3 rRNA genes are annotated in these 5,535 nt (G+C 58.7%); all 3 read right to left on the reverse strand.

Annotated elements, in window-relative coordinates:
- Positions 1-7: 7 nt before the first annotated feature.
- The 3 genes from rrf to HLA93_RS20165 all read right to left on the reverse strand — a co-directional run bounded on the left by rrf (position 8) and on the right by HLA93_RS20165 (position 5,384).
- A 5S ribosomal RNA gene (rrf, locus tag HLA93_RS20155) occupies positions 8-124 on the reverse strand.
- Between the two features lie 130 nt (positions 125-254).
- Positions 255-3,376: ribosomal RNA gene (locus tag HLA93_RS20160) — 23S ribosomal RNA — on the reverse strand.
- A gap of 488 nt (positions 3,377-3,864) precedes the next feature.
- Positions 3,865-5,384, reverse strand: a 16S ribosomal RNA gene (locus HLA93_RS20165).
- Together the 16S, 23S and 5S rRNA genes form the textbook arrangement of a ribosomal RNA operon.
- Positions 5,385-5,535 lie beyond the last annotated feature (151 nt).

Raw genomic sequence — 5,535 nt, forward strand, 5'->3', positions numbered from 1 at the left:
GAGTTATGTCCGGCGGCGTCCTACTCTCCCACCCGGTCCCCCGGGCAGTACCATCGGCGCTGAAAGGCTTAGCTTCCGGGTTCGGAATGAGACCGGGCGTTTCCCTTTCGCCATGACCGCCGTAACACTGTGAACTTGTCCCCCACCCCACACCCCGCCACCACCGGAACGATCCCGGTGATGTGGGTGGGGTGGGTTCCGTACGTTCAGAACCACACAGTGGACGCGAGACACGCAAGATAGCTGGGTGTTGAGTGGTCAAGCCCTCGGCCTATTAGTACCGGTCAGCTCCACGACTTGCGCCGCTTCCACTTCCGGCCTATCAACCCGCTGGTCTGGGCGGGGGCCTTACCCGGTTGACCCGGTGAGAGACCTCATCTTGAAGCGAGCTTCCCGCTTAGATGCTTTCAGCGGTTATCCCTGCCGAACGTAGCCAACCAGCAGTGCTCCTGGCGGAACAACTGGCACACCAGAGGTTCGTCCGTCCCGGTCCTCTCGTACTAGGGACAGCTCTTCTCAAGTCTCTTACGCGCACGGCGGATAGGGACCGAACTGTCTCACGACGTTCTAAACCCAGCTCGCGTACCGCTTTAATGGGCGAACAGCCCAACCCTTGGGACCTACTCCAGCCCCAGGATGCGACGAGCCGACATCGAGGTGCCAAACCATCCCGTCGATATGGACTCTTGGGGAAGATCAGCCTGTTATCCCCGGGGTACCTTTTATCCGTTGAGCGACACCGCTTCCACATGCCGGTGCCGGGTCACTAGTCCCAGCTTTCGCTCCTGCTCGACCCGTCGGTCTCGCAGTCAAGCTCCCTTGTGCACTTGCACTCGACACCTGATTGCCAACCAGGCTGAGGGAACCTTTGGGCGCCTCCGTTACATTTTGGGAGGCAACCGCCCCAGTTAAACTACCCACCTGACACTGTCCCTGATCCGGATCACGGACCGAGGTTAGACATCCAATTCGACCAGAGTGGTATTTCAACGATGACTCCACGAACACTGGCGTGCCCGCTTCACAGTCTCCCACCTATCCTACACAAGCCGAACCGAACACCAATATCAAGCTATAGTGAAGGTCCCGGGGTCTTTCCGTCCTGCCGCGCGTAACGAGCATCTTTACTCGTAGTGCAATTTCGCCGAGCCTGTGGTTGAGACAGCTGAGAAGTCGTTACGCCATTCGTGCAGGTCGGAACTTACCCGACAAGGAATTTCGCTACCTTAGGATGGTTATAGTTACCACCGCCGTTTACTGGCGCTTGAGTTCTGAGCTTCGCCCCGAAGAGCTAACCCGTCCCCTTAACGTTCCAGCACCGGGCAGGCGTCAGTCCGTATACATCGTCTTTCGACTTCGCACGGACCTGTGTTTTTAGTAAACAGTCGCTTCTCACTGGTCTCTGCGGCCACCCACCGCTGCCCCGCGCAAGGCGGTTCACAGCAGATGGCCCCCCTTCTCCCGAAGTTACGGGGGCATTTTGCCGAGTTCCTTAACCACAGTTCGCTCGATCGCCTTGGTATTCTCTACCTGACCACCTGAGTTGGTTTGGGGTACGGGCCGCTAAGAACTCGCTAGAGGCTTTTCTCGGCAGCATAGGATCATCCAATTCGCCTCATTCGGCTATGCGTCGGGTCTCACCCTGATGCGATGCGGATTTGCCTACATCGCGGGCCACACCCTTGCACCGGTACTACCACTCACCGGTAGGACTACCTTCCTGCGTCACCCCATCGCTTGCCTACTACCAGTCCAGGTCCCGCGCTCCACCGGATCAGACCCGAAGGCCAGTCACCGGCTTTGGACGGTTAGTATCGCTGGGTTCAGCATGGGCGTTCTTTCGCGGGTACGGGAATATCAACCCGTTGTCCATCGACTACGCCTGTCGGCCTCGCCTTAGGTCCCGACTCACCCTGGGCGGATTAGCCTGGCCCAGGAACCCTTGGTCATCCGGCGGGGGAGTTTCTCACTCCCCTTTCGCTACTCATGCCTGCATTCTCACTCGTGTGGCCTCCACGGCTGGATCACTCCGCCGCTTCCACGGCCACACGACGCTCCCCTACCCATCCACACACCTGGCCGGCACCCCGAAGGGCACCGACGGGTTCATGTGAATGCCACAGCTTCGGCGGTGTGCTTGAGCCCCGCTACATTGTCGGCGCGGAACCACTTGACCAGTGAGCTATTACGCACTCTTTCAAGGGTGGCTGCTTCTAAGCCAACCTCCTGGTTGTCACTGCGATCCCACATCCTTTTCCACTTAGCACACGCTTAGGGGCCTTAGCTGATGATCTGGGCTGTTTCCCTCTCGACTACGAACCTTATCGCCCGCAGTCTCACTGCCACGCTCTCACTTACCGGCATTCGGAGTTTGGTTGACTTCAGTAACCTTGTGGGGCCCCTAGGCCATCCAGTGCTCTACCTCCGGCAAGAAACGCGTGACGCTGCACCTAAATGCATTTCGGGGAGAACCAGCTATCACCGAGTTTGATTGGCCTTTCACCCCTACCCACAGCTCATCCCCTCAGTTTTCAACCTAAGTGGGTTCGGTCCTCCACGCGGTCTTACCCGCGCTTCAACCTGGCCATGGGTAGATCACTCGGCTTCGGGTCTAGAGCACGCGACTGTGTCGCCCTGTTCGGACTCGCTTTCGCTACGGCTACCCCACACGGGTTAACCTCGCCACGTACCGCTAACTCGCAGGCTCATTCTTCAAAAGGCACGCAATCACCCCTCCACCGAAGCGGATAAGGCTCTCACGGCTTGTAGGCACACGGTTTCAGGTACTATTTCACTCCCCTCCCGGGGTACTTTTCACCTTTCCCTCACGGTACTTGTCCGCTATCGGTCACCAGGGAGTATTTAGGCTTAGCGGGTGGTCCCGCCAGATTCACACCGAATTTCACGGGCTCGGTGCTACTTGGGATACGACTCGAGAGGCCATGAGTTTTCGTGTACGGGGCTCTCACCCTCTACGGCGACCCCTTCCAGAGGCCTTCCACTAACACATGGCTTTCTGACTCCCTGCACCCTCGGCAGAAGATGCTGAATCGTCCCACGACCCCGACCACACAACGCCTGCCGGCTTGGCATGCGATCGGTTTAGCCTCATCCGCTTTCGCTCGCCACTACTCACGGAATCACGGTTGTTTTCTCTTCCTGTGGGTACTGAGATGTTTCACTTCCCCACGTTCCCTCCACACGCCCTATGTGTTCAGGCGCGGGTCACACCACATGACTGGTGCGGGGTTCCCCCATTCGGAAATCCTCGGATCAACGCTCGGTTGGCAGCTCCCCGAGGCTTATCGCAGCCTCCTACGTCCTTCATCGGCTCCTGGTGCCCAGGCATCCACCGTGTGCCCTTAACAACTTGACCACACAAACAACACCCACGCCCACCCACCACCACACCACGAGAGCCCCACCCCCGAAGGAGCACGGCCCACACGACATGCAGTACGCGGATCAGCGCAGGCATCCAGATACTTGAGTACTACTAGATGCTCGCGTCCACTGTGCAGTTCTCAAAGTACGGACGATCACCCACATCCCGACACCGCCAGACCCCAGACCAAACTGGGCGGTACGACATCCAGTGGATCTCCGCAGAAGCAACGAACCTAGAAAGTCCGCTCCCTCAGGACCCAACAGCGTGCCTACGACCAGACCACCCACACCCACCACGATCCACACTCCCCGAAGAGAGCCGTACGAGCAGCAAGCTTGAGCACCTGGCCGAACTGGTCAGCGTTCCACCCTCGAGCTCCGTCACGAACACCCGAGACCCACCACAGTTGGTGGACCTTCACGGTCCGCGCACGGCTCTGGACCACACCCACGAGGAGTGCGGCCAGTGCTCCTTAGAAAGGAGGTGATCCAGCCGCACCTTCCGGTACGGCTACCTTGTTACGACTTCGTCCCAATCGCCGATCCCGCCTTCGACGGCTCCCTCCACAAGGGTTGGGCCACCGGCTTCGGGCGTTACCGACTTTCGTGACGTGACGGGCGGTGTGTACAAGGCCCGGGAACGTATTCACCGCAGCGTTGCTGATCTGCGATTACTAGCGACTCCAACTTCATGGGGTCGAGTTGCAGACCCCAATCCGAACTGAGACCGGCTTTTTGGGATTCGCTCCACCTCGCGGTATCGCAGCCCTTTGTACCGGCCATTGTAGCATGTTTGCAGCCCTAGACATAAGGGGCATGATGATTTGACGTCATCCCCACCTTCCTCCGAGTTGACCCCGGCAGTCTCCTATGAGTCCCCACCATGACGTGCTGGCAACATAGGACGAGGGTTGCGCTCGTTGCGGGACTTAACCCAACATCTCACGACACGAGCTGACGACAACCATGCACCACCTGTGCACGACGCCAAAGGCACCCCGTATCTCTACGAGATTTCCGTGCATGTCAAGCCTAGGTAAGGTTCTTCGCGTTGCATCGAATTAAGCAACATGCTCCGCCGCTTGTGCGGGCCCCCGTCAATTCCTTTGAGTTTTAGCCTTGCGGCCGTACTCCCCAGGCGGGGCGCTTAATGCGTTAGCTGCGGCACGGAGACCGTGGAATGGCCCCCACACCTAGCGCCCAACGTTTACGGCGTGGACTACCAGGGTATCTAATCCTGTTCGCTCCCCACGCTTTCGCTCCTCAGCGTCAGTTACTGCCCAGAGACCCGCCTTCGCCACCGGTGTTCCTCCTGATATCTGCGCATTTCACCGCTACACCAGGAATTCCAGTCTCCCCTGCAGTACTCTAGTTTGCCCGTATCGACTGCAGGCCCGAGGTTGAGCCTCGGGTTTTCACAGCCGACGTGACAGACCGCCTACGAGCTCTTTACGCCCAATAATTCCGGACAACGCTTGCACCCTACGTATTACCGCGGCTGCTGGCACGTAGTTGGCCGGTGCTTCTTCTGTAGGTACCGTCACTTTCGCTTCGTCCCTACTGAAAGAGGTTTACAACCCGAAGGCCGTCATCCCTCACGCGGCGTCGCTGCGTCAGGCTTTCGCCCATTGCGCAATATTCCCCACTGCTGCCTCCCGTAGGAGTCTGGGCCGTGTCTCAGTCCCAGTGTGGCCGGTCACCCTCTCAGGCCGGCTACCCGTCGTCGCCTTGGTGGGCCATTACCCCACCAACAAGCTGATAGGCCGCGGGCCCATCCTCAGCCGATGAATCTTTCCACCACCAGACCATGCGGTCAGCGGTCACATCCGGTATTAGCACCAATTTCTTGGAGTTATCCCAGAGCTGAGGGCAGGTTGCCCACGTGTTACTCACCCGTTCGCCGCTAGGGCACCCCCCGAAGGAGGGCCTCGCTCGACTTGCATGTGTTAAGCACGCCGCCAGCGTTCGTCCTGAGCCAGGATCAAACTCTCCGTAGATGATTTGATCAAGGCTGAGACCAAGAGTTGGCACTCTCGTTCAATCAACCAAAGGAACCCAAACACCACGATCAAAGACCGCAGTGCCCAGGGATTTGTTACTTGGCACTGACTTTCGGCACGCTGTTGAGTTCTCAAGGAGCGGACGCGC

It is taken from the genome of Modestobacter italicus (genome assembly GCF_019799965.1).
GTDB lineage: Bacteria > Actinomycetota > Actinomycetes > Mycobacteriales > Geodermatophilaceae > Modestobacter > Modestobacter italicus_A.